Consider the following 25069-nt stretch of genomic DNA (forward strand, 5'->3'; position numbering starts at 1 on the left):
GGCAATCGCTGGCGTGGAAGCGCCGCGGATTCGCAAGTACAAGCCACTGAACCCGTGCCTTGACTGCAAAAGGCCGATGATCTCGCGTGCCCGCTGGCGGGCCGGTGAGCGTGACATTAGACCGCATGCGGGGCGTGGCCTGTGCCAGCCGTGCTACGACAAGCGCAAGAGCAAGGGTCTTGAGCTGCCCCCGAAGGTTTTGCCGACCTATCGCAATTGCGTGAAGTGCGCGATACCGCTACACAGCAGCGCCAAGCGCCAGGTCGCAGGTACGCGACGCCACGCTGCTAGGGGCCTGTGCAGCGTCTGCCACACCAGCGATTCCGGCAAGCCCGCGATCGAGCGCAAAGAAGAGTCCATGGCCAGAGCTGAGGCTCGGCTACTTGCGTGCTCCGACTGTGAGCGTGCCTATGGCACTCCGACTGTAAGCGCCTGCGCGAGGCCGGGTGTCGTACGGATCGGAAACATCGGTTTGAACTTGTGCCGTCGTTGCGACTCGCGGCGCATCACCAGAGAAGGAAAGAGGAAACGTAAGCATGCTGAAGCGACTCAAGGCAGTAATTGACTCCGGCGCAACAGCTGTCGCCGAAGGCGGAGTGATCGAAGATGCATCGGACTTCGAACCGTTCACGGTCAAGGTTCCTACCGTCGTGTTCGGCTACGGCCTGAGCCGCCAGGCTCTCGCCCTGTACGTCGAACTGCTGTGGGACATGGAGGAGATGAGCACCGACGGCGAATCGGTGAAGCTGTACAAGCAGGCCCTTGCCAAGCGTGCAGGAGTCCGGAACGGCAAGAGCGCCTATCGCTACCTCGACGAGCTGAAATCTGCCGGATGGGTGAAGCGGTGGGAGAACCACCAGGGCTACGTCCGTGTCTGGGTGCGTACCTCCGAGACTGACAGCCCATTCTAGGGAACGTCACTGTCAGACAGAGCGATACGATAGGCCGCGGTTACCTGCGGTAGCCACCTAAGGAACACATTGGATGCCTTCGAGAAAGTCATAGAGGCATTCGAGTCTCAGGGTCTAATAGTTCATCGGAAGTCCGATAACCAAGCAGATGCGCAAGCACCCGGTCATTCGGGTAGTGATCGCTCGGTGTCTATCCGGAAGATCACCGGTCAAGTTCTGCTGCATTCATTCTCGGACCCAACAGACCGAGTGCTAGAGCTAGTGGGGCTATCCCCTAAAGACTTGTTTGACTCCCCGGCAGGGGTTCAATACAAGTATTCAGACGGTCGGATAGTCAAACGTAAACCAGGCAAAGAGTTTTCGCAGTCGGGCAACGTCCAGGGTACAGCTCTCTACAACGTGGAAGCTGTTGAAGACCACGTGATCACGGTCTACGTGTGTGAGGGCGAAAAGGACGTAGAAGTACTGCGATCCGTTGGGGCTGTAGCAGTCTCGGGCGCTATGGGCGCTGGCAAGTACGCCAAGTTCGATTGGTCGCCCTTATCCGGCAAAGCCGTAATCATCATCGCCGATAAGGACGACAAGGGATTAGAGCATGCTATCGGTGTGGCCCGCGAATGTCGACAGGCTTACGCCCGGTCGGTCCAGATTGTGGAAGCTGTAGAGGGCAAGGACGCCGCAGACCACATCATGAGCGGTCATAGCCTCACTGATTTCCGGCCGGTCAAGGTCAAGCCGCAACTGCTGGCCGGATACAGCGACATGGGTAGCGTCCTCCAGTCCGGGAAGTTCGTTCGGCCTAAGCCAACAATCCTGTCCCGCGAAGACGGCGCATCCCTGTTGTACCCCAATGCTGTTAACACGATCTTCGGCCTACCCGAGGGCGGCAAATCGTGGATTGTGTTAGCGGCCATGGCTGAAGTACTGAAACAGAAAGATGGAAGGTGTCTCTACATTGATGCAGACCATAACAGCGCTCCGGCTCTGGCTTCCCGCCTGTCGATGCTGGGCGTGCCTCAAAGCGTGGTTACGGATAACTCTCGGTTTCTCCACGTAGAACCGGACTCCGGCGATCATCTGATGGAGATCGTTGCGGACATGCACGAGTGGGGTGCCTCCCTGATATGCATTGACTCGGTGGGCGAGATCATGCCGCTACTCGGCGCGTCGAGTATCGACAATGACGACTACACACGTTGTCACGCAACGGTTTTCAAGCCTCTGGCCAAGACTGGCGCGACTGTCGCCCTGATCGACCACATCGGCAAGGGTGAGGCTGCGGCTAAGGGTGGCCCTATCGGCGGCTCGGCGAAGCTGCGGGCTATCGACGGCACAGCGATCAAGGTTGCAGTCCGGCGCGCATTCGCGCCCGGCAAGGGTGGCGCTGCCTGCCTGTCCATCGTCAAGGATCGCCACGGCGAGATCAGGCGCCGCTGCGAGAACGACTACATAGGCGATTTCGTCATGCGCCAGGACGCAAATCGCATCGAATGGAATATCACCGCGCCTACTGTGCGGTGGAACGTTTAGAAAGGGCTCACGCCTCATGGGAACTCTGAACATCGGCCCCTCCAAGGGCTTCATCATTAATACCCCGGAGCTTGCTTTCAGCGCTTCCGGTACCGCGTACATCCGTCTTGCAATCGCCCACTCCTTCAACAAGAAGGTGAGCGAAAGCGAGTGGGAGAAGCAGGACGAAATCATCGTCAACGCAACCGCTTTCGGATCTCTTGCCGAGTACATCGCTGAGCAGTTCGACGGCGGTAAGTGCGAGATCGAATGGTCCGGGACGCTGAAAGAAGAAGAATACGAGCACAACGGCGAGACCCGTAAGAGCAACAAGGGCAAGATCCGTACGGTGTCGGGCCCGCTGCCGAAGCGTGGCGGCAACAGTGGCGGTAACGGAGGTGGCTGGGATGTCTAAGCCTGACAAGTTGGATGAGGCCCTGAACAACCTCGCCGAGATCATCGAAAGCCCCGGCGTGAGCGAGGACGCAGCGTTGCATGCCGCTGCAATGTCCATGGTCGCCAATGAGATTCGGGAGCTGCGCCATGCGGTGAACGACATCAGTGCAGCGATCACCTACACCAATTTCTGATTAGACGTCATCCGACGTTGCGGAGGGCATCTGTCAATCAGGTGCCCTCCCTTTTCATGCCTGAAAAGGGGTTTCACCATGGCAACAGTGCTGTTCGTTGACGGCACGTGGCATGTCGATACCAGTCGACCGGACAAGCTCGGCATGCTCCGATCGGTGGCTGACGCTCTACTGCCAGACATCGAGCGCGAGACTGTTCTCTACCCGGCTGTCTACGGCTGGCCCACCTCATATCGGGACTCGGTGAACGAGGGAACGGCGAACTTGCGCCGGGCTATCGACCTCGCTGAGGGTCCGGTCTACCTGGTCGGCTACAGCCAAGGCGCGACGATCGCGGGGGAGCTGGCGGAGCATACCAAGGTGTCGCGGACCTACCTGTTCGCCGACCCGCACCGCCCGGCCCGCCGCTACGTCGGCGACGTTGACCCCGGAGGGTGCGGCCTCGCCGGGCCCCGGTGGCGAGACGCAACCGTGCACTACTTCGCGCTTCCCGGCGACCCGATCACCGCAGCCCCCATGGATAGCCCGTTGCGGGACCTCGCAGATTTCACGGATGCGATGGGGCCCAACGCAATCGAGTGGTTCAGCGTCGCGGCCAGCAAGTTGCTTACCGGCGATTGGCAGAACTCCATCCATCGGCCAGAACGGTTCGGAACCGAGATCGAACGCTATCGGAAGGCAGCCGCAGACGCTCAGCGCTACCTGAACGGCTGGCACGCCGAGTACTGGAGGCAGATCGTTCCAGGAACAAACGTCACGTTCTGCCAGTGGGCCGCTAACAGCATCAATTTCTTGGAGGGCTGATGCCAGACCCGATCAACCCGAGCCATTACAAAGGCAAGAATGGCGCACAGCTTATCGACTTGATCGAACACCTTCCCGGCAATCGCTACAACGCTGCGAAATACGTTGTGCGCGCGGGAGACAAGAACCCTAGCAAGCTGGTTGAGGACTTAGAAAAGGGGTTGTGGGCTTACCTCCGCGAGTTCTACCGCCTAGGAGTCACCAAGTTCAATCCGGCAGAGCGCGGGAGCGATAAGCGGCTACGAGCCTTTCTGGAATGGCAGGGCCCGGAACCGAGCGGGAGCGAGGAGCGGAACAAGTGAGCAGAGCTAGGACTGTCGCCGAGTTCCATAAGGCGTTCGAGCATCCCGTGAACACGCGGGTTGACTTCCCGGACGAGGCGACCGAAAAGCTTCGAATCAAGCTCTTGCGCGAGGAGTTCAGGGAGTACCGGGACGCTGTTGCAGCCGGAGACATGGTTGAGATCGCAGACGCGCTAGCCGATATGGCTGTGATCATCGAGGGCACAGCCCTTGCCTACGGCATCCCGCTTGAAGCTGCGTTCCGAGAAGTCATGTGGTCGAACATGACCAAGCTCGGTGAGAACGGTAGACCGATCTATCGCCGAGACGGCAAGATCGCGAAGGGCCCCGCCTATCAGCCTCCGGATATCGAAACCGTTCTCCGCTTGCATGGTTGGGAAGGCTAACCCTTTCGAGGGTTGGACCTGCGAAGGGCAGTTAGGGCTATTTGATGGCACCGAGAACGAACGGCGGCGAACGAGTGCCGCCGAAACCCTCAGGCGCGCCATTGGTAAGCACGCCGAACAGGCAGCCGGACCAATGGCTACGTAGTGGGAAGTTCCTTCACCCGCGGACGCCTGATCTCATTAACGCTCTGCGTTGGGAAGGGAAGATGTGAACTGATGCCAAACGCTATGAAGCGCAAGGGCAGCGCTTTCGAGCGTTCCCAACGCGACTACGCGAGAGCGAACGGGTTCCCGCACTGCGAGGGCACAAGGGCGGGCTATCAGCGCGACGCCGGAGACAACCACCTAGACCCGGTGAACGGCCTCGGTGTGGGAGTTATCCAGCAGTGCAAGAACGTCCGCGCTCCGCAGTGGAGTAAATGGGCTGAAGACCTGGAGGCGCAGAAGCGAGAAGCTAGGGCGGACTTCGCATTTCTCACATGGAAACGCCAAGGCGTCGCCGATCCAGGAGAGCAGTTCGCCCTTATGCCCGTTCGGGAGATTCTGAAGCTATTCCGGCTTGCCGGATATGGGGAGGGCTTGCCACACGATGAGCGACCTTGACGAACTCATGGAGCTGGTCCTAGACACTCCGGATGTTGTGTACTTTCTGCGTGCGCAGATGTACGCCAACGGCAAAGCTTCGGCCGGCGCCGACTGGAGCGACAAGGAGCGGGAGGCGGCCGACAAGGTGACGGCTCACCGAGACCCGCGTAAGGCACCGTGCAACCTCGGTGCGATGGATGCCGCAGACCTTGAGTTCTCGACACTGGCCAACTGGGCAGTAGCGCTACAGCTCCCGTTTACGGGCCCTGTGTGGCGTTCTGGGGGCCGAATCGTCGGGCTCGCAGGTGACAGCACCGTAGCTCTGTGGGAGATCGTTCGCGGCGTGCAGCTCCTAGCACGCGAGGGATGGCCCGGGGAGACAAGGATGCTGGACGATATGCGGCGCGTCCGCAACGCGAACCGTAAGCAGTGGGGAGACCTTGACCTACTGCTGATGTGCGATCGCGGTAAGGCTCCTGAGTCCTACTCTGAGCCCGGATTGTTCTGATAGGCAGATGGACGAAGACCCCCTAGGGATTAGCTCCTTAGGGGGTCTTCTATTTCTAGTGACTAGTTCACTAGAACACTCGGCCATCTGAACACACTGGAGGATAAAGGAGGCTGGCACGCGTTTATGTGGCTCAATCAGCATGAAGCCATGCGCCTAACCCGCCGATCACTAGCCACGCTCTACGCTTGGAGAGCGAAAGGTTGGGTCAAGACAGCAAAGACAGTCAGCGGACGCAGGGTGTTCGACAAAGCAACTCTATTGAAGGCGTTAGAGCTGGCCGCGGAGGCGAAAGCCAACCAGAGGATTACCGCTGGCGCTGGGCGTGGAAATCGTGGCAAGTGGATAACATCGAAAAGTGCACTAGAGAACGGAACCCTACCTTTGCTTTCGTACGATTGATTCAGGCCCTTAACCGGTACCCACGAATACAAATATGATGCGACCGCAGTTGGACCGTCAGTCGTGGAGGCTTCGATAGCGTCATCCGGGAACCTTACGCGGTTAGCGTAGCCCAACAGTCCGAGAATGACGCGGCAGAGGAGTAGTGCCAACCCTGTCCTCTTGCAGGGCAGGGTCTTTCTTACCCTCGATACCCGTACTAGCCCAAAGGAAACCGATATGCCCTTGTTCCTACAGCTGATTCTTTGGCTGTATTCGGTCACCCAGCTTGCAACCGGGTCAGCTAACGCCTGAATCGACAGCTAAGACAATCCTAGCTCAACGGGTAGAGCGGTGGTCTCCAAGGCCATTGGCCGGGTTCAAGTCCTCGGGAGCCTGCAAATGAAAAGACCCCTAGTCGCCTGGGTCTTCTTGTTCCCGCTGGTCGCTACATATGGGAATGTAAACCATCCGACCCGGATGCTAACCTAGGCCGCGGTTACCTGCGGTAGCCACGAAGAGAAACATTCTCTTCAAACAACCTCCTAGGTCCACTTCTCAGGGGGTTTCTCCATATAGGTGGTGGTTTGCATAGGGAAACCATCACGACTACGCTTATCAATCGAATCAGGCGATAGAGTCGGAATCATCCATAGCGCAAGAGCGCTAACAATCAAGGATGACAACGGATGCCACATATGGAGTAGGGAACTACGCAAAGGATATCCCGTATATCGCTACCGCAGTCAAGGTCGATCCGTATCAGTATCCGTCCATAGGATCGTATTAGAAGCGCGGTTAGGCTATGAGCTAGATTCCAACGCCTGTCATCATCGCTGCGGCAAATCGGCATGTATCAATCCTGATCACTTACAGCTAGTCACCAATGCCGACAACAACGCTGAAATGCTGGCACGCAAGTACTACGTATCCAGGATCAGGGAACTAGAGCATGCGCTATCGGTGGTCTCACCCGAGCATTGCCTACTGAGGGCAGCATAGTCCCTTCCAAATAGATCCCCTCTGTATGGCGCCTTCTATGCAAGCGCAATCTCTATCCATTCGCATTCGAATGAAATACATGTGCATATAAGTAGGTGATATCAAATCAATGAGCAATAAGAGCAACAAAGGTTTGAATCATCGAGCATACGTGAGAGCAACAAAGAAACTCCGCAAAGAATCGCAAGTGTGTTGGATATGTGGCCAGCCGATTGACGTCACACTGCCACACACAGACCGCATGTCCTGGACTGCGGACCACGTGACGCCAAGGTCACTAGGTGGTCACCTACTCGGCGAACTGAGAGCCGCACACAGAGCATGCAATGCCAGTCGAGGCAATCGAGCTAACACGCTCGCTGATCGCATGCCAACATCACGCGCTTGGTAGCTGCGTGCCTTTATAGGCCACGCTCTTAGCTTTGCCCTAGACCTCTATAAGTTGAACCGCGATAGGCGCGCAGCGTTGATCTGAGCCTGTGCTCTCGGTGTGCCTGGGCAATGAGTCGAAAGGGTAGGGGAGTGACCCCCTAACCGCGCTCACGCGCGCACCCTCAGGCACAGTCGCCAATATCGCTCGCAACAGGGGGAGGGGGGCATTCTAAGCCTCCCTTCTTCTCTTCCTGGCGTTAGCTACCCGAGCGGGCAGAAAGGGCGCGAGGAGCGCGAACAGCGGCCATAACAATGGCCTCTCGCTGCTTCGACCCACTGTTTCCCATAGTTCGAAGATAGCAGGTCATAGGGGGTTGTCGCAACGTGGAAAAGCCCCGCCTACTTGATCTCTTCAGCAAGCAAGGCGGCGCTGGACTTGGCTACCATCTCGCCGGATATGAAGTGGTCGGCGTCGATATAGAGCCTCAGCCCAAATATCCGTTTGAGTTCCATCAGGCCGACGCTATCGAGTTCCTAGAGGACCATCACGCGGAGTTCGATGCCTTCCACGCTTCACCGCCCTGCCAGGCATTCTCGAAGACCAAGAACCTCGGTGGACACGAATATGACGACGTATTGGAGTCTGTCCGCTACGCATTCCGGCGCTTAGCCGGCACTAGGCCATGGATAATCGAGAATGTCCCTGGTGCTGACCTGCGTAACCCGGTCATGGTGTGCGGTTCCATGTTCTACGGGGTGCAGGTCTATCGACATCGGCTGTTTGAGTCGAGCTTCCCTATTACGGTGCCAGCTCACCGCGGACATCATTTGCCGGTTACCAAGATGGGCCGGACCTCCAAGCCGGGGGAAATCATCCAGCCCGTAGGCAACTTCATCGGCACCGAGCGAGCTAAGGCCGCTATGGGTATCGACTGGATGACTCGCGAAGGGCTACGAGAGGCAATCCCGCCCGCGTACACGCACCTTATCGGCGAACAGATGCTCAGCCACACCAACACGGAAGCGCCACAGCAGGCGGCCCTGTTCGCAGCGTAGGGAAAGAAATCTCATGACCAACCCTCACCTACAGACCATCGTCGCTTTGCGCGACCGACTTATTGAAGCCATGGAAACGGCGTCGCCCGGTGTCCTGCCGCAATACGCGAAGCAGATTCGGGACCTCTCGAAAGAGATTGATGAGATGACGCCGAAGGAAAAGGAGGCTACCGAGATTGATAGCTTCCGAGATGAGTTCAACAGCGCATAGCGTCTATGGTCGGCAAGAGCCGCTATGGTCGGTGGCGAATCTGGAGAACACTAAGAAGGCCGAAGCGGCTATCAGGTTCGTTGCAAGGTACGGGCTTGATCTAGATCCTTGGCAAAGGCTTGTCTTCACCGCGTGGCTATCGTTCCGCCCTAACGGCAAGTACTCGCACACATCGTGTGGTCTATCAGTTAGCCGTCAGTCAGGAAAGAGCGCCCTACTCGAGGCTCGTGCGCTTGTCGGCATGGTGCTTCTGGGTGAGCGGATTCTCTTCACCGCGCATTCTACTAAGACCGCCCGAACATACTTCGCTCGGCTTAAATCCTTCTTTGAGGATGAAGAGAACTATCCCGACCTAGCGAAGATGGTTCACCCGATCCTTGGTATCAAGACCGCTACCGGGTTCGAGGCTATCTGGCTGAAGAATGGCGGGAGCCTCCAGGTAATCGCCCGCTCTAAGGGCGGCGGACGTGGTTTTACCGTTGATGTTGTCCTGTTCGATGAGGCGCAGGAATGTTCCGATGAGGCATTCGAGAGCATTGGCCCTACCACGTCCGCGGCTCCACTCGGGAACTATCAACATATCTTCTGCGGCACGCCTCCGAACGAGGTCATGAACTCGGAGGTCTTCACCAACTTCCGGGACAAGGTTCGTTCAGGGTCAGCTGTTCGGGCGTGCTTCCACGAGTGGGCTGCGCCGGAAGGCGCTGACCTGGACGACCCGCAGAGCTGGGCTCAGGCCAATCCCGCGCTCGGCTATCGCCTGGACTGGGAAGTTCTCGCCGAAGACCGGGCGAAGTACAGCAATGAGGGTTTCGCGCGTGAGCGGCTTGGCATGTGGTCGGCTGCGGTTACCGCGTCGGTCATTGACGCTGATTCTTGGGGGCGTGTCGCTGATGGCGCGTCGCTGGTGCTTGATCCTGTGGCGTTCGCCGTCGATATCAGCCCGGACCGGTCTCAGGCGTCTATCGCTGTGGCAGGAGTTCGTGAGGATGGGCTCTATCACGTTGAGCTTGTGGACAATCGGGCCGGTACAGCGTGGATTGCGCCGACGCTAGCGCGGTTGGTTGCGCAGTGGTCGCCATGCGCGGTTGTGGTTGATGGGCCTGCCGCAACGGTGGTGCCAGAGCTGGACGCGCTTCGCGTACCGGTCATCAAGACTGCGGTATCTGAGTTCGCGGTCGCGTGTGGCCTGTTCTTTGACTACGTGATGACGGGCGCTGTCCGTCACCCCAATCAGCCGCTTCTGAATGCGGCTATCGACGCTGCCCGTAAGCGGCCTATCGGCGACTTGTGGGCGTGGTCCCGCAAGGACGCGGCCTCGGACATCACGCCTGTAGTCGCGTGCACGCTGGCGCTCTTTGGCTATATGAATGGTCGCCCTCTCCGGAAGAAGAAGCGTAGCGGCCGGGGAAAGGTATTGGTGTTGTGAATGGCTGAACTTCTGCGGCTAGGGCGTCTGTCCAACGATGAAGAGGTCTCGTTCAATCGGAACCTGAATCTGATTGATAAGCACCTGTCTTCGAACGCGACGGCTCAGGCTTACTACGAGGGTCGGCAGCGTGTTCTGAATCTGCGTATCGCTGTCCCGCCTGAGCTTGAGGCCAAGCTCATGACTGCGGTCGGTTGGGCCGGTACTGCGGTTGACGTGCTGGAGGAGCGCCTAGATTTCCTCGGTTGGGTTGCGACCCAAGGCGATTACCACTTGGACGAAGTCTATCAGGCGAACGACTTGGACGCGGAAGCAAGCAAGGCTCACCTGGATTCGCTGATGTTCGGGACCGGGTTCATCGCCGTGGGGTCGGGTGACGTGACGGAGTTGGAGCCTCACCCGCTGGTGTCGGTGCTCTCGCCACGGACTACGGCCGGGGTGCGCGATGTTCGTACGCGTCGGCTGCGGTCGGCGGTCACGCGGTTCTGGGATGACGAGCTAGAGGACTTCACGTCCGCTCGGCTGTATGTGCCGGGGCAGACGATCTACCTGTGGCGCGGCGAGTCGGGGCAGGAGCCTTGGCAGGTCTACTACCGCGACGAACACCACATGGACCGGCTCCCGGTTGTGCAGATGCCGAATCGTCCTACCGCGTCACGGCCCTATGGCCGTTCGGAAATCACTCGGGCTGTCCGCGGAATCACTGACAACGCCGTGCGAACGATCATGGCAATGGAGATGAATCGCGAATTCAATTGGGCTCCAAGGCTTTGGGCTACCGACGTGTCGGAAGAGCAGTTCACTCGGGCCGATGGTTCGACGGTGACCGGGTGGGAAGCCGTAATCGGCCGGATGCTCGCGGTTCGGCACGATGAAGACAATCCGGAAGCTCAGCCCAAGGTCGGGCAGTTCGACCAGGGGAAGCCCGCGCCGTACCTGGAATACCTCCAGGGCCTCGCTCAGCTACTCTCGGCTGAATGTGCCATCCCACCAATGTATTTGGGCTTTGCGACCGATCAGGCTGCGTCAGCGGACGCTATCCGCGCTATGGAGGTGCGGTTGCTGAAGCGGGCGGAGCGCCGTCAGCTCACGTTCGGCAAGGCGTGGCTGGAAGTGGCCCGCCTGGCGCTGCTGGTGCGTGACGGGGCGATCCCGAAGACTTTCGACACGGACGTGTATTTGGATTGGCGCGATGCTGCCACACCTACGCGCTCGGCTGCGGCCGCCGAGGCGGTGAGCCTTGTTCAGGCGCAGATCCTTCCGCCCGATTCCGCGGTGACCTATAAGCGCATCGGCCTCACTGCGATGGAACAGAAGCAGGTTGAGCAAGACCGACGCCGCATGGTGGCTGTTCAGATGATGCAGACCGCACGGGAGCAGGCGAACGCCAGTCGGCAGGCCGATCCTGGGCTGTCGGCCAAGGCGGACAGCAATAAGCCCATGCAGGCGGCAGCGTGATCACTGCCGACGACGTACAGGAGTTCCGGCAGACGCTGAACGATCTCAACGTGATGCTCGCGCGGGATATCCGCGATGCCTGGAATGTGTCCATGGCGTTGAGTGAGGGCCGATCGGCTCGGCGACAGTTCTGGGAGATGTACCCGGATGTCGTGGGGCCGCATCTGGCTTCGGTCGGTGAGGTCACTGCGGCTTGGTATGACTCGCTGGGTGCGCCGGGGGCGAAGTATCACGCCTCTGTGCCTGCCCTGCCGAGTGATGCTCAGCTTCGGTCGGGCGCGGCCTGGGCGATGAATCAGGGCGGCAGCGGCGGCCAGCTCGGCGACGCGAAAGCTCCTGGCGCCGGCCGAGGCAGGGCCGCTGATGCCGGTGTGGACTCGGCGATTGCACGTCAGGCCGTGATGGAGGCCGCTATTGCTGCGGGCGCTACCGCTGAAGAAGCCGTAGCCGAAGCGATGGCCGCTGAAGCCGCTACGACCGGCGTTGCCACCGAGCAGGCGCTAACAGAAGCGATGTTCAACGCCATGCTTGGGGTCGCTCAACGGCAGATGTTCAATCAGTCCCGAAACACGGTGCGGTGGAACGCGAAGCATGAGCCCGGTACGCGCTGGGCCCGGTACGCGTCGGCGAATGCGTGTGCGTTCTGCCGGATGCTCAGCACGCTCGGGACCTGGGAAGGTGAAGGCTACTACCGATCCGAGAGCACGGCCTTGTTCCGACGCCGTGACGGCGAGCGCTACCACGACTATTGCCGCTGTATCGCTGTCCCTGTCCGGTCCGGGCAGACCTACGCGGAACCTCCTTGGATGGATGCCTGGCGTCAGGAGTACAAGGACGCGTCAACGCTCGCGGACTCGACGGATCGCAAGGACCTTATGAAGGCGTACCGGGAGTTGGCGGCTGCTGCGAAGCAGGCGTAATCGGTTGCGGCTGTTGCGGGTTGTAGGGCTGCGGTGCCTGTGCGTAGTAGTTGCGCGCCATGTCGCGAAGCTGCTTGGTCTCGTTGTTCGAGCGCTTCACAACAACCGTGATTACCGCCCCGACCACGACCACGAACAGCAGGAACGCTAGTCCGAGTGGTCCGATATGCACGCTTCCGATTGTCATGCGGCGACAGTATCAGCCGCTTCTTAGCGTCGGCAACTAGATAGTAACGCTGGTTGACGCTTACAGACTTCCGCCTCACGCCCGGCGGAGATAACTCACTCATAGGGCGGTCATTACGAGCAGGGCTCGGGAAAGAAGAATAGAACTCGAATGTCTGACACTACTGTCGATGTCACTCCGGTCGATGAGGGTAAGAACGATTCGTTTACGCCCATCACTTCGCAGGCTGATCTGAATCGCATCATTCAGGAGCGCGTCAAGCGGTACGCCGATTACGGCGACCTGAAGAAGAAGGCGGCGCAGTTCGATGCGTATCAGGCTGAGCAGAAGACCGAGCTTGAGAAGGCTAACGATCGCGCGACGGCGGCTGAGGCTCGGATTGCTGAGCTGGAGGTGTCTTCGACGCGTGCGCAGGTTGCAGCGGCTAAGGGTGTGCCTGCTGAACTGCTGACCGGTCGCACGGTGGAGGAGTTCGAGTCTGCCGCCGACGCGATTCTTGCGTTTCGAGATGATGGCCGCGCCCCTCGCGCTCCTATGCCGGACCCGATGCAGGGTGCCGGTACTGAGGATGCAGGTACGGGCGGCGATTGGCTGTCCAGCATGATTCGCGGCTAATTCAACTAATTACCTAAACCAACCCGGTTCCCGATTGGGGCCGGGTTTTTTCATGCCCAAATTCAGGAGTTAGAAACCCAATGGCTTTCGATAAGATCATTTCTCGTCCGGGCGCTGGCACCGGCACTATGCCATCGGATCGGTTCACCGTTGTTCCGGAGCAGGTTGTCAACGAGGTTGTGCAGCTGGCTACTCAGTCGAGTGCACTTATGCAGCGCGCCAAGCAGATTCGCATGTCTAGCAAGACCTACACTCAGCCGGTCCTTTCGTCGCTGCCTGAGGCTCAGTTCATCAATGGCGAACCTACTGAGCCGCTGGCCGCTACTGGTCAGGACAAGCGCGGTCTGAAGCCGACCACGTCGATTAAGTGGGAGCCGCTGACCATGACCGCCGAGGAGATCGCGGTTATCGCCCCGATCCCGGATGCGCTGGTCGATGACGCGTCTATCCCGCTGTGGGAGCAGGTCCGCCCGCTGATCGCTGAGGCTGTGGCCAAGAAGCTGGATGAGGCGGCCATCTTCGGTATCGGTGCCCCGGCGTCGTGGGATAAGACGCTGCTGTCGGCGAATGTTGCTGACACCGTTGATGCTTCGCAGTTCACCGACTACGCGGCGGCTGTCGCCGAGGCAGGCCGCCGTCTGGGTGTTCAGGGTCTCGGCATGACCGGCTTCATCTCTGAGCCGGGCTTGCAGTGGAAGCTTGCGACCGCGCGGGACAACGTGGGTCAGCCGCTGTACGTGCCTTCGATCAACCAGGGTGCGCCGGGCACACTGTACGGCCTGCCGCTGAACGAGACCAACAACGGCGCGTGGCTGAACGGCGCGAGCAATCAGCGGATCATCGCGGCCGACTGGTCGAAGGTTTATCTCGGCGTCCGCCAGGACGTGACTTTCAAGCTGTTCGACCAGGGCGTGATCTCTGACGACCAGGGCAACGTGCTGTTGAACCTGATGCAGAACGATGCCAAGGCGCTGCGTTGTGTCTTCCGCGTCGGTTTCACTGTGGCGCAGCCGATTTCGCGCAAGCTGGACAAGAACGGCAGCCCGATCAAGGTCAAGCCGGTCGTTTCGATCAACGGTGATCCCAAGGCGCAGGTCACCAACGTTACGGGCAGCGTGAACACTGCCGCCAAGGCGTAAGGGTTCCTCGATGGCGGTGACGATTGATCCCGCCGAACTGTCGCCATTCGCGCCGGACCTTGACAAGGCGAAAGCCGCTCTCATGATTCAGGACGCTATCGCAATGGCATCCGTTGTCGCGCCTTGTATTTCGGAGATGACCAATCGGGATTCTGTGGAGTACAAGGCCGCGGTCGCCATCATTCGCGGTGCGATCATCCGATGGCATGAGGCAGGGTCCGGCGCGGCGGTGCAGCAAGGTGCGGGCCCGTATCAGCAGACGATTGACACCAGGCAGCCCAGGCGCGGAATGTTCTGGCCGTCCGAGATCAGCGACCTACAGAAACTCTGCAAAACCTCGCGTGCCCGCGCGTTCACTATCGACATGACGCCTATGTCGGCTAAGACCAGCAGGCACCCGCTAGAGGGCGCATGGATTAACGGGCCCGCCTATATGGAGCCCGGTCTAGAGGGTTGGTGAGTCTATGCCTTTCCTGCCTCTGCGCTATGAGGTTGAGGTCTTTCCGGTCAAGGACGGGGAGGAGCGGGATAACCGCGGAAACCTGAAACGCACCTACGGTGAGCCGGTCAAGCAGCGCATCTATGGCATTGGTCCGCTGATGTCTTATCACAGCGCTATCGGTGGCCCGGTTATGGAGACGGTTGGTTCTAACCGTCTGGTTATCGACCGTCAAATGTATGTGCCTCCAGGGTTCGTGTGTAAGCCGTTCGACCGTGTGCGGTTCGCAGGCACTCTCTTCGATGTCGTGGGTTATCTCCAGGACTACGGACAGGGCCCGTTCGGCTTCAATCCTGGCGGCGTAGTGAATCTGCGGTTTGTGGAGGGTTAGTGAAGATCGTGTTTCACGACAAGGCGTTAAAGGCGCTCCGGCGTGAGCCTGGCGTTGTCAAAGACCTTGAGCGGCGCGCAGAGTCAGTAAAGTCCGCTGCGTCGTCCGAAGGTGGCAAGTACGAGGTTTACAGCCGCATGGGTAAGGCCAAGCCTCAGGGCCGTTGGCGTACATCGGTGACAAGGGTTGAGGTGCGCAGTGTCGCGCATCATGAGTCGGTCACTAGGGGCGCTTTGGAGCGGGCCCTAGATGCGGGTAGGGGATAGTGAGCAGCAATGTTCGCAAGCCAGCTCTAGCGGTGTGCTATGCGCTTCTGCGTAAAGAGCTGTCGAAAGATGTAGTTATCCTTACAGATATCGACCAAAAGCGGCCCGACAGGTTCGTGAAGATTTCACGCGTTGGCGGGCCACGCTACAACGCTGTGACTGACGGTCCTATGTTCATGATCGAATGCTGGTGTACCGGTAGCGCCGAAGAAATGGCTATGCATGTGGCTTCAGTCTTTGAACTGTGCCTCGGCCGGTATGTGGAATATCAGAACGATGCAGGCGAATCCGCCTATGCATTCATCTCCTCTTACCGTGAGGTTGGCGGCCCTGTGCGTCACCTTGATCCGGACGTGTCGAGTCAAGATCGCTGGACTATGACGGTTCGGCTAGGCATCTCTAGCAACGTTTAAACAAAGCAAGCTTTTCCAAGCCCTCAGCGCCTCTTAGCTGGGGGCTTGTTCTATTGAAAGGGTATTTAGTGGCAACGACGGATACCGATAAGGTCTATGTCCCCACTCCGAGCGTGACCGGCGTTGTGTTTGCGATGCCTTACACCGCGACCGACGCGGACAAGATCATTGACGGCGCTAAGGACTTCACCAAGGACCTTGTTAAGGACCTGAAGATGGTGAGCCTTGGCGGTCTGTCCGAGGCTGGCATTGTCAACTCGCAGAGCCGAGACGTTCAGAAGATCAAGGAGTTCGGTGGCTCGGTTATCGCTGTGCCGCAGTCCGACTACACCGAGACTCTGAAGATCGAGCTTGTTGAGGCTTCCAATCTGGACGCGCTCCGGCTGGTGTTCGGTAAGGACAATATCAAGGAAATCAAGGGAACCGGCGCTAACGCTAGCGTCACGGTCGCTATCGAGGTTCGCCATTCGTCCAATCCCCTGGATGACTGGATTCTCGTTACTGAGACCGTGCAGGGCAACAAGCTGCGGCGTCAGATTGTCCCGAAGGGTAAGCCGACCACTGTCGGCGACGTGTCGCAGGTCAGCAACGACATCGTTAAGTACGACGTGACTATTGAGGCATTCCCGTACAAGGGCCTCAACGTGGTCGAGTACCTGTCTCTCGGCATCCCGGCTGCGGGCGGCGACACTGGCCGTGATACTGGCCGATCTGCGGATGCGAAATAGCGCACTGATTCTCGCCGGGCACGCTCTCTTTGTGACCGGACCTTAAGCCTCTGCCCGGTGGGTCGGTCTGGTTTTCGCATATCTCATTGTGGTTTTGAAAGGTCTGGTCATGGCTGTTTTTGACGTTCCTGCTTCCGATGGCGAAAAGAAGGTTAACCGATTCGCCTTCCGTCACAAGGGCAAGGTTTACTCGGTGCCGAAGCTTCAGTACCTCTCCGGTGAGGGCGCGGATTATCTCGTGCTGGCCGCTAAGGAAGGCCACGATGAACCGCGCACCACTCGGGACCTGATCGGTATCGAGAACCCTACGGCTGTAGAGGCTGTTCGGAAGATGGCCAATGATCAGGTCTTGCGGATTTCTGCGGCTTGGATCGAAGCGTCCGCTACCAGCCTGGGGGAATCCTCCGGCTCCGAACAGTCCTAGACAAGTATTCGGGGCCCATCACCTACGACCTGTTAAGGCTCGGATTCCACGTTCACGATATCGGGACTGAGCGCCTGTCGTGGCATGAGTTCGGCGTACTGCTGGACTACATGCCGCCTCAGGCGGACTTCGCCTTTTATCGGGCTCTCCACCCTAATTCTTGGTGGTGGACATCTGAGATCGAATTCATGTCCGCGCAGCTTCATGCGCTTCACGGCGCTAACTGGCAGCGGTCCGGAGGAAATGGTGAGAAACCAAAGATGATCGAACGTCCCAAGGACAACGAGCCGATCAAATCTCTTAATCCGGACGCGGTGCCTTTGGGTGAGATTGAAAACAAGTTGGCGGATATGCGCAGAAGGTTGGCCGCCAACGGACAGGGGTGATCATGGCTCTTGAGCTAGCGACCGCGTACGTTTCAATTGTCCCTGAGACGGGCCAGCTGAAGAGCCGTATGCGTACTGAGCTGGGAGCCGTGCAGAAGATTGCGGAAACTACCGGCAAGTCTATAGGTGCTTCCATGGGGCGGGAAGTCTCTATAGGTATTAACGCCGCTGCATCTCGCGCGTTCAAGAATGGTGCTTTTGTCTACGCTGGTATTCAGGCTGCGGAGACTATCGGCGCTGGCGTTAAGAAGGTTCTCGGTGAGGCGCTAGAGGGTGGCTTCAACCGCCTGAACATCACCAACCAGGCAGAGGCTCAGTTACATGCGCTAGGACAGAACGCTAAGCAGGTCCGGGACGTTATCCAGAACGCGAAGGACATCGTTGATGGTACAGCGCTTTCGCTACCTGAGATGGTTCGCGCTGCGTCCATGGCTGTTGCTGCGGGCGTCCCTGACGGCGAGAAACTGAACAAGTGGCTTCAGACGCTTGCGGATACGGCGTCCTATACGCATGCGCCGCTGCAAGACATCACCATGATTATGGATAAGGTAGTCACGCAGGGGCGCGCCTATCAGGTGCAGCTTAACCAGCTGGCTATCCGCGGTCTTCCTATCAACAAGTGGCTTGAGGAGTATTCGGGCCTGTCAGGCAAAGCCTTCGCCGCGTGGAAAAAGGAAGGCAACGTTACCGCTGATGTTCTTGTCGATATCATCGAAAAGAAGATCGGCGGAGCCGCTAAGACGATGGGCGGCACGGTTCAGACTCGTTGGCTGAACCTGAAGAACGCTATTGCGCGACTCGGTGAGGAACTGGAAAAGCCGACGTTCAATCGTCTGGCCGGATGGTTCTACACCTGGGCGCGAGCTATCGACACCGTTAAGCCGAAGGTTACGGCGTTCGCGGAATCCCTTGATCAGAGTGTCATGTGGGACTGGGGCCCGAAGCTGGTCGATGCGGCCACATCCGCCTATTCGGCGCTGTCGGAGTTCGAGAACGGCCGGGTGTCAGAGACATTCGCGGATATCAGCTCTGCCGCGCGGTCTGCCGCGCCGGGCATTGCGGCGTTCGCTAAGTCGTTCGCTGCGGCGTCCGGCGCGGTTGGTGGTGGCGTCTGGAATCTGGCACTTGCGGGCCTTAAGGCGGCGCTGCCCGTCATTGACACCGCGTCGAACCTGATCAAGTCGCACACCTCGCTCGTCACTGCGGCGCTGACGGCATGGCTCGGCTTCCGGGCCCTGCGCTCGGTGCAAGGCATTCTCGGCGGCGTCACAGCGTCCATGGTTCGCATGAATACGGCCGTGAAGGGCTCAACTGTCGGCACTTCACTTACCAACGCGTTCAACGGGATTGGGCTCCGCAAGGCGTCTGACGGCATGGCCCGCATGTCTGAGTCCCTTCTGATGACCAGTCTCCGCATGGGCGACGCGGCGCAGAAGGCCAAGAGCATGGGCGGCGTCATGGGCTACCTGGGTAGCTCCATCACGACTGCCGGGCAGGCCGCGACCGCGTACGCAGCTCGGGACATGAACCGCATGAGTTCGGTTACCGGCAAGGTCAGTACCGGCATGGCGAGCCTGGGCCGCGCGGTGACTGCCGGTCTGGGCATGGTCGCTCCGCTCGCTGGCGTGGCCGTCGCGGGCCTGGCGCTCTACCTGGAGCATCAGGGCGAGGTCAAGCAGATGCAGGCTGAGCTGAACGCGCTCACCGCCGAAGGCGCTAAGAGCCAAATGGACTTCGCCAGGGCGCTACAGGCCACCGGCGGCACGCTGGACGACACCGCCAAGAAGGCCAGCGTTGGAATCGGCCGGGCGAAGTTCGGGGACGAACTCACCAAGGGCCGGAAGCCTCATACCCCGTGGGAGAACATTCGGCATTGGACGATCAGCACGACCGATGCTGAAGAGCAGTACGACAAGGACAACAAGACTGGCGACCGGTACAAGAGCTTGGCCGATGCCGCGAGCAAGCTCAAGGTTGAAGTTGACGACCTGTTCACCATTGCCGCCGAAGGCGGGCCGAGCTTCGACGCCCTACTCAAGGCGCTCGATGACGGTTCCACGGCCGGCGCCGACAACGCGGCCAAGTTCCGCCAGCTGCGCGAGGAGTACACGAAAACCGCTACGGCAGCGAAGAACTCGACTGACGGCATTGTGGGCCTGGTCGATGTCGTGGCGAAGCTGTCGCAGGAGTCCAGCACCGCCGAGAAGCGCGCGAGCCTGCTCAATCAGGCGATCACCCTCATGCAGGGCGGCAAGCCTGACAAGCTCGCGTCTGAGCGGCAGCAGCAGGAACGCATCAACGGCCTGAAGTCCGAACCTTGGGACGTCAAGGAAGGCTACGGCTATGACCTGCTGGCAGGCGACAAGGTGGACTACACCTTGCAGAACGGCGGACGGCTTGAAGATGCGATCAACGCAATCAAGTCCGATTTCGTCAACGCCATGGCGGCGGGCCGGGACTTCAACCAGTCACTCGGCCTGAGTGGTCAGGCGTTCGCGGCCCTGTCCGATCAGACCGGCATCGCGCAGGCCGACCTTGAGAACTTCGCCCGGACCGCCTACGGGTGGGACCCGGTAACGATCAAATTCCTTGCCTCCCTTGAAGGCGCGGAGACCGTTGAGGCGAAGGTCGGCGCAATCCTTGCGATGCTCAAGGCCAAGGACGGGCACGCACAGATCGACTTGCAGATCGTTCCTGAAGCGGAGCGCGGCGCGGTAGAGGACGCGATCAAGAAGGCTCTCGGTGAGGGCAGCGTTGTGCACAAGGAAGGCACAACGATCGAGATCAACGGCGATCCCGCCAAGCTTGACGAGCTGCTGAAGAACTACGTTCCGCCGGAGCCCACGAACAAGCTCACGCCGAAGATCGACACGAACGCTCTCGATGCACAGCTGAACCAGTGGCAGCCGCGGACTGTTCAGATTCCGGCTCAGCTCAACGTCCAGGGCGGTGTCGGCCCGAACGTTTACCCGATTCCGCCTCAGCCCCGCGCGACTGGCGGCCCGATCTTCGGTGCAGGCGGCCCGACCTCCGATAGCGTTCCGGCGCTGCTGTCGGCTGGTGAGCATGTTCTCACCGCCGAGGATGTGAAGAACCTCGGTGGTCATCAGGGCGTGTACTCGCTGCGTGCTGCGGCCAAGGCTGGCGGCCTGGCGTTCGCCGAGGGCGGCGCGGTGCCGGTCGGCATTCAGAACGCGATCAGGGCGGCGCAGCAGGCCGAGGGACATCCGTACGAGTGGGCCGGTGGCGGCCCGAATTTCGACTGTAGCGGGTTTATCGCCTACCTCCAGTTGGTTGCCATGGGTAAGCGGAAGATCGGCGAGTGGGGCCGTTGGTGGAACACTGCCGCCGTGCAGGCCGACCCTGCTGCGTACGGCCTTGAGAAGGGCCGTGGCCCTGCGGGAAACCTTTTCCGCCTTGGCATTACGTCCAATGGCGTCGGCCACGTCGCCGCGACGATCAACGGCCTGAATGCGGAATCTGGTGGCACTAAGGGCACTTCCGGCATCGGTTCCGGCCGCGCGGGCGCGGATGACTCTCAGTTCGAGGATCGCTACTACCTGCCGAACAAGCTGATCCAGGGATACAACGACCTTGCGAACGGCTACGTAAAGAACGGCAAGTACTACGAGTGGGACGAGAAGGAAGACGGTCTCAAGCTCGCCAAGGCGCAGAACAGCCTTGCGCAGGCGCGCGAGCGCTACGACGAAGTTGTTGCCAAGAGGGCCAAGGGTGAGAAGGGCGTTACCGATACCGACGTTGAGTCCGCGCGTCTGGCTGTCCAGGAAGCCGAGAACGACGTTAACGATCTCACGTACCGGCGTGACCATGTGGGCGAACTAATCCCCGGCTCGGGTGAGCGTGATGCCTCCGAGATGGACGCCGGGCCTATGGACAAGTGGTACTCCGATAGCGAGATGGAGCAGATTGAGGCGGAAGCGTCTCTATCTGAAGCCATCCGCGAGCGGAACCGGATCTATGACGCCTACGGCAAGGGCTCCCCGGAGGCCAAGAAGGCGGACGTTGCTGTTCAGAAAGCCTATAAGGCTTGGCAGAAGACAACTCCGGCAGGCAAGGCCGAGGAGACGCTAACCGATCTCGGAAAGACGTTCGGCGGCATCGTCGTTGACGCCGCTCTCGAGATGTTGCCGTTCGGTTTGGGTTCCAAGCTCTCCGACGCCTACACCAAGGGCGCGAAGGTCTACAACCTTGTCCAGAAGTACAGCCCGGCGTCACCGAACAAGAAGGACGCTCAGGAGTCCACTACGGGCGGCGTGTCGGACGCGGTTGATGCCATCGTGGACAGCCCCGTCCGCAACGGCTTCGTTGATCTCGGGTTCGTTCCGGGTAGCAGCAAGAAGGAAGTTCCCGAGTGGGCTAAGAAGGTGCTCCCGGTCGGCGTCTACGACACGGGCGGCTGGCTGGAGCCCGGACAGATGGCTATCAACCTGAGCAGTCGGCCTGAGCCGATCTTCAACAGCCCTGAGCAGTTGCAGGCATTCGCTGGTGGCCTATTCGCCCCGTCTGGTGGGGCTGGGATTACGCGTGAAGAGGTTGAGGCCATGGTCGCGACGCGGCCGAACGTCACTATCAACGCTTCCACTGTCCAGGAAGCCCTTTCGAGATACGAGGTCATGCAGAAGCGCAACGCCATGAGCGCTAGCAGCTTCAGCAGGCGCTAACACGCGAACACGTAGGGGAGGATGCCCGCCAATTGGGCGTCCTCCCCTTTCTGTGCTTGCAGCAGGGAGGTTATCCAATAGTGGAGGAAGATCTACTAATCGAGCTGGAATCGTACGATAAGCGATCCGATCTCGAAATCTTGCAAGATGAGAAGTGGAACGCTGAGCATGAGGCCGATATCGTCGCTGGCAAGCTAAAGGCTCGCGGTCCGCATACGGAGTGGTTCAGGCTCCATGGTGAGGGCGCAGGGGATAGAGGAATTTATCTCGGGCAGAACCCCGAGGGCATATTCGATGAGCCGACCGAAAGCATTTGGAACTCGCACGCCTATCAGATCGGCGCATCGTGGGGCGGTATTCGTGTCCATAAGCGGGACGTGATCCTTGGCGCTGAGATCATCGGCACCGATGACGCGCCTTGGCAGGAGAACGATAGCGAATGGCGCAAAGCGTGGTCCTATCACAGGGACTCGCGGCTGTGGATAACTACACCTGATTCTCGCCGTTACCTTGATCTGCGGCTGAGTGAGGCTCCTAAGTTCACGCCTGATATCTCGCCGTTCAAGAGCCAGTACGGCAAGGTCATTATGACCTGCGTTGCTGGTAACCCGCGCTGGTATGAGCGGGACCACACCTATGAGTTGGTAGTCCAGGACGGCGAGGTCAAGTACGTCCCTGTCTGGAATCCCACCGATACGCAGGTGTGGCTTAAGTGGGTTTTGCAGAATCGGCCGGGCGCCATCTACTCGCTGGCTGATTTCTCCTTTGGCAGCAATCGGTTTGGCGCTGCGGCGCTGCATGAGCGGCGTACGGTTCCGCTCCCGAAGCTTGTTGCCGCTGACGGCACCGTGCGGGTTGATACCGATGAGGAAGCGGAGCAGGTTACCGCCGATGGCGGGACTCAGATTTGGATGCGCATGTTTGGACGCTCCTTCCTCTATCCGATCCCGCCTTATACGGGGACCGAGAAGAACCCCGTAATGCTGCCCGTAGCGGTCAAGGGCGCTAACGGCGAGTGTGAGGTACAGGTACGCCTACAGCGGTCTTGGTCGCGCCCGTGGGGCCTGCAATGAGCACTACCGAGCGATTGCAGACCATCAAGCGGCGCATGGACTTGGCCAACGCTCGGATGATATCCCGTGATAAGCGGATCAAAGAGCAGCGCCTACAGCGACCGCTAATGCGCATGTGGGACGGTGACTATAACTTCCGCGGCCTAGTGACGCAGGAAATGAATGCGTCTTTTCAGCAGCTTGATCTAGAGACCGGAACGGGGCAGTTCGAGCTACCGTTAGATAACTATCTGGCGCGGTGGCTATGTGAGCATCAGACGGACGGCGATCCTCGCAGCGGACGCGAGACCGCTAACGTTCATCTAACGGTCGACAAGGATGGAATCAGGCTCGGCTATCGCCTCGCTCAGTTGAACATCATCAAGGACGAGAACGGCAAGAAGCTTGTCCGGCTCAATTGGAAGCACGATTACGAGGAGCTTAAGCATATCCGTGCTTGGGCGAATCCATGGCTTCCGGCCGCGGTGCAATTCCCGCGCATTTTCCCGGCCTGGGGCCAAGCCCGTTGGGTAGGCCGTACTTTGCTGTGGTGCAACCTATTTCGGCTCGAAACCGGTTTGTGGCAGATCCCGGCGATTCCGAAAGACCCTACTTCACTTGAGGGTTGGTCAGACCAGTACCATCTTTTGCAGTCGCAGTGGACGCAGGTGGTCAAGCCTGATCCGCCCGGCTACCGCGATCGGTCCATGACGACGTTCGTTTCCGCGCGGTTCGAGTCCATTCACGACCTGATGGAGCCCGTCTGTAAAGACGCTGAGCTGACCTGGACGTGTCGCCGGTACATCCAGCATCCCATATTGCAGGAGCTGGGCCCGCTTGACCCGCGCTACTTCGAGGTTGAGAAGCAGCTCATTGAGCGGGGCGAGATCGACGGCGTGATGTACGACTTCCCGCCGTGGGAAGGTGCTCGGCTGCGTCACGGCTGTCTGGTGTGGGACCTGGAAGACAAGAGCGCTTGGAACACCGGTACATCGTTCTTCGGCGATATCTTCAAGGGCCTTACCCGAGATGTGGTCACACCGTTCCTATCGAAGGACGACCCGAACGACCCGCGCTATAACGGCAAGTTCAACGGCAAGGTTGACACTAAGCAGGATCGTTACGCCTCCGGCGTGGATACACATCTTCAGTCCATCCAGGACCCGAATGATATCCCTCCTGAACAATTGGAGGAGTACTACCGGCAAGGGTTCCTAGGCACCAATCCGGCTGCGCCTGGTGTGGTGTTCCGGGAGTCCGAGCATACGGGTATCCAGTCGTCTACGTTCACGTGGAAGCCCCCGACCGATGGCCAATACGTCGGCGGTGGTGCGTCTATGGAAGGCGTCAACGCTGGCATTGCTGCGGCTATTAAGGGCATTGGAGCGCTGTTAGCTCTAATACCTGAAGTAGGTCCGGCTGCGGGTGATGCTGCGGATGTCATTAATACGCTCGCTGAGCCTTTCTATCGCGACACAATTTTGGCGTGGGCCAAGTGGCGTGACTGGCAGCGGATCGAAAAGATGGGCGCGTTCCACTACTTCGAGAAGCTGGCAGATAAGGCCAAAACCGGTAACCCGCTCACGTTCCTCTATGCGATGCGGGTAGCGCAGTCCGAGACTCGTGAAACGACCTCGCTGCAACTCGATATCCGCGATGCCACGCCTTGGCGAATCGGTGAACGCGGTAGGGGTCATTTCGGTCTGGGCGACAGAATCGGCGTGGCGCCGCTCGGTATCAAGCCGGGTCGTATTCGCGTCGAACGTGTCTCGGAGATCGTCCTTACATGGGACCGAGAGACCAGCCCGACTTGGAAAATCACAGTCGGTGAGCGTGATTATGAAGATCCGATGTTGAGGGCGTTCCGCAATCTCGATAACGCCTTTAACTCCATCTTCGCGCTCACGGCATCGTAACAATCGG

Annotated in this window: 27 protein-coding genes and 1 tRNA gene; 27 read left to right on the top strand and 1 reads right to left on the bottom strand. The window is 59.4% G+C overall.

Annotation, left to right across the window (positions count from 1 at the left end; all coding sequences use genetic code 11):
* Positions 1–536 precede the first annotated feature (536 nt).
* The 16 genes from IU452_RS20275 to IU452_RS20350 all read left to right on the top strand — a co-directional run bounded on the left by IU452_RS20275 (position 537) and on the right by IU452_RS20350 (position 12424).
* Positions 537–911, top strand: coding sequence for a hypothetical protein (locus tag IU452_RS20275; RefSeq protein WP_195110655.1), 375 nt, complete (start codon positions 537–539; stop codon positions 909–911).
* Positions 912–980: 69 nt separating this feature from the next.
* Positions 981–2441, top strand: coding sequence for an AAA family ATPase (locus IU452_RS20280; protein ID WP_195110656.1), 1461 nt, complete (start codon positions 981–983; stop codon positions 2439–2441).
* A gap of 16 nt (positions 2442–2457) precedes the next feature.
* Complete coding sequence (locus IU452_RS20285; protein WP_195110657.1) at positions 2458–2835, top strand: single-stranded DNA-binding protein; 378 nt, start codon at positions 2458–2460, stop codon at positions 2833–2835.
* Positions 2828–3010, top strand: coding sequence for a hypothetical protein (locus tag IU452_RS20290; protein ID WP_195110658.1), 183 nt, complete (start codon positions 2828–2830; stop codon positions 3008–3010). The genes IU452_RS20285 and IU452_RS20290 overlap by 8 nt, the downstream gene beginning before the upstream one ends.
* A gap of 78 nt (positions 3011–3088) precedes the next feature.
* Positions 3089–3814, top strand: coding sequence for an alpha/beta hydrolase family protein (locus tag IU452_RS20295; RefSeq protein ID WP_195110659.1), 726 nt, complete (start codon positions 3089–3091; stop codon positions 3812–3814).
* Complete coding sequence (locus IU452_RS20300) at positions 3814–4116, top strand: DUF3310 domain-containing protein (RefSeq protein WP_195110660.1); 303 nt, start codon at positions 3814–3816, stop codon at positions 4114–4116. Before IU452_RS20295 ends, IU452_RS20300 begins: the two co-directional genes overlap by 1 nt.
* Positions 4113–4502 carry a nucleoside triphosphate pyrophosphohydrolase family protein gene (locus IU452_RS20305; protein ID WP_324192717.1) on the top strand — a complete coding sequence of 130 codons (390 nt, stop codon included), beginning with the start codon at positions 4113–4115 and terminating at the stop codon, positions 4500–4502. Before IU452_RS20300 ends, IU452_RS20305 begins: the two co-directional genes overlap by 4 nt.
* Positions 4503–5091: 589 nt before the next feature.
* Entirely contained in the window at positions 5092–5595 is a 504-nt protein-coding gene (locus IU452_RS20310) for a hypothetical protein (protein WP_195110662.1), read from the top strand.
* Between the two features lie 717 nt (positions 5596–6312).
* Positions 6313–6374, top strand: a tRNA-Trp gene (locus IU452_RS20315).
* A gap of 184 nt (positions 6375–6558) precedes the next feature.
* Positions 6559–6978, top strand: coding sequence for an HNH endonuclease (locus tag IU452_RS39540; protein WP_416382342.1), 420 nt, complete (start codon positions 6559–6561; stop codon positions 6976–6978).
* A 109-nt stretch (positions 6979–7087) separates the two neighbouring features.
* Positions 7088–7369: an HNH endonuclease gene (locus IU452_RS39545; protein ID WP_416382337.1), complete on the top strand. Its 282-nt coding sequence runs from the start codon at positions 7088–7090 to the stop codon at positions 7367–7369.
* Positions 7370–7734: 365 nt separating this feature from the next.
* Positions 7735–8406 (top strand): DNA cytosine methyltransferase, encoded by a 672-nt coding sequence (locus IU452_RS20330; protein WP_324192718.1) that lies wholly within the window; start codon positions 7735–7737, stop codon positions 8404–8406.
* A gap of 13 nt (positions 8407–8419) precedes the next feature.
* Entirely contained in the window at positions 8420–8617 is a 198-nt protein-coding gene (locus tag IU452_RS20335; protein WP_195110664.1) for a hypothetical protein, read from the top strand.
* Positions 8618–8648: 31 nt separating this feature from the next.
* Complete coding sequence (locus IU452_RS20340; protein ID WP_195110665.1) at positions 8649–10046, top strand: terminase large subunit domain-containing protein; 1398 nt, start codon at positions 8649–8651, stop codon at positions 10044–10046.
* On the top strand, positions 10047–11504 hold the full coding sequence (locus IU452_RS20345; RefSeq protein WP_195110666.1) for a phage portal protein: 1458 nt from the start codon (positions 10047–10049) through the stop codon (positions 11502–11504).
* Positions 11501–12424, top strand: a complete 924-nt coding sequence (locus IU452_RS20350; protein WP_195110667.1) for a hypothetical protein — start codon at positions 11501–11503, stop codon at positions 12422–12424. The genes IU452_RS20345 and IU452_RS20350 overlap by 4 nt, the downstream gene beginning before the upstream one ends.
* Here IU452_RS20350 and IU452_RS38260 read toward each other — a convergent pair.
* Entirely contained in the window at positions 12378–12611 is a 234-nt protein-coding gene (locus IU452_RS38260) for a hypothetical protein (RefSeq protein ID WP_228818280.1), read from the bottom strand. The genes IU452_RS20350 and IU452_RS38260 overlap by 47 nt on opposite strands.
* A gap of 150 nt (positions 12612–12761) precedes the next feature.
* On the opposite strand from IU452_RS38260, the gene IU452_RS20355 reads away from it, so the two are divergent.
* The 11 genes from IU452_RS20355 to IU452_RS20405 all read left to right on the top strand — a co-directional run bounded on the left by IU452_RS20355 (position 12762) and on the right by IU452_RS20405 (position 25062).
* On the top strand, positions 12762–13226 hold the full coding sequence (locus IU452_RS20355; RefSeq protein WP_195110668.1) for a hypothetical protein: 465 nt from the start codon (positions 12762–12764) through the stop codon (positions 13224–13226).
* A gap of 80 nt (positions 13227–13306) precedes the next feature.
* A complete protein-coding gene (locus tag IU452_RS20360) occupies positions 13307–14365 on the top strand; it encodes a phage major capsid protein (RefSeq protein ID WP_195110669.1) in 1059 nt (352 codons plus the stop codon).
* 10 nt (positions 14366–14375) lie between these two features.
* A complete protein-coding gene (locus tag IU452_RS20365; RefSeq protein WP_195110670.1) occupies positions 14376–14825 on the top strand; it encodes a hypothetical protein in 450 nt (149 codons plus the stop codon).
* Positions 14826–14829: 4 nt separating this feature from the next.
* Complete coding sequence (locus IU452_RS20370; RefSeq protein ID WP_195110671.1) at positions 14830–15195, top strand: hypothetical protein; 366 nt, start codon at positions 14830–14832, stop codon at positions 15193–15195.
* Positions 15196–15460: 265 nt separating this feature from the next.
* Positions 15461–15874 (top strand): hypothetical protein, encoded by a 414-nt coding sequence (locus IU452_RS20375; protein WP_195110672.1) that lies wholly within the window; start codon positions 15461–15463, stop codon positions 15872–15874.
* Positions 15875–15987: 113 nt separating this feature from the next.
* Positions 15988–16602, top strand: a complete 615-nt coding sequence (locus IU452_RS20380) for a hypothetical protein (protein ID WP_195110673.1) — start codon at positions 15988–15990, stop codon at positions 16600–16602.
* A 109-nt stretch (positions 16603–16711) separates the two neighbouring features.
* A complete protein-coding gene (locus tag IU452_RS20385) occupies positions 16712–17026 on the top strand; it encodes a hypothetical protein (protein WP_195110674.1) in 315 nt (104 codons plus the stop codon).
* A gap of 188 nt (positions 17027–17214) precedes the next feature.
* A complete protein-coding gene (locus IU452_RS20390; RefSeq protein WP_195110675.1) occupies positions 17215–17412 on the top strand; it encodes a hypothetical protein in 198 nt (65 codons plus the stop codon).
* 134 nt (positions 17413–17546) lie between these two features.
* Positions 17547–22094 (top strand): tape measure protein, encoded by a 4548-nt coding sequence (locus IU452_RS20395; protein ID WP_195110676.1) that lies wholly within the window; start codon positions 17547–17549, stop codon positions 22092–22094.
* Positions 22095–22174: 80 nt separating this feature from the next.
* Entirely contained in the window at positions 22175–23167 is a 993-nt protein-coding gene (locus IU452_RS20400; protein WP_195110677.1) for a phage tail protein, read from the top strand.
* Positions 23164–25062, top strand: coding sequence for a phage tail protein (locus tag IU452_RS20405; RefSeq protein ID WP_195110678.1), 1899 nt, complete (start codon positions 23164–23166; stop codon positions 25060–25062). The genes IU452_RS20400 and IU452_RS20405 overlap by 4 nt, the downstream gene beginning before the upstream one ends.
* Positions 25063–25069 lie beyond the last annotated feature (7 nt).

Source organism: Nocardia transvalensis (genome assembly GCF_015477765.1).
Lineage (GTDB): Bacteria > Actinomycetota > Actinomycetes > Mycobacteriales > Mycobacteriaceae > Nocardia > Nocardia transvalensis_A.